This window comes from Allobosea sp. P1_A7 (assembly GCF_056406775.1).
In genome coordinates, this window is the sequence record NZ_JBFTZN010000679.1 from 1 (window position 1) to 392 (window position 392).

1 pseudogene is annotated in these 392 nt (G+C 64.3%); it reads right to left on the reverse strand.

What is annotated here, in order from left to right:
* Positions 1-162: 162 nt before the first annotated feature.
* Positions 163-392 (reverse strand): annotated as a pseudogene (locus AC1D34_RS38365) (IS66 family transposase); the annotation flags it as partial.

The following is a 392-nucleotide window of genomic DNA, read 5'->3' on the forward strand; positions in this document are numbered from 1 at the left end:
CAGCCACTCGCATCGCGGACTTCATCGAGGCCAGCGGTCTAACTAAAGCCGCGCTGATAGGCCGGACATATGACCGCACCGTTCCCGTGTGATGAAACCGTCTGAAAATGAAAAGCCCTTGCTTGGCGGGTCGTTCCACATATGTAGTCGATGGGCTTGGCGACTGACGACGAGCGGGAGGCGCTGCTCCTGCCGGACGCAGCGACGCTCCTCGGCACTCAAGCCGTTGATCCCGCGTTCTATGTCGAAGAGAGCGTCCATGCGCTTCACCGCTTCCAAGGCGATCGGCGACACGGGCGCGGCGCCGGGCCCGCGCCTGCGCCGCGCGCTCGCGGCGATGTCGGCGAGTTCGAAGAAGCCTCTCCTGGCATGTGACCAGCAAAGCGCCGACG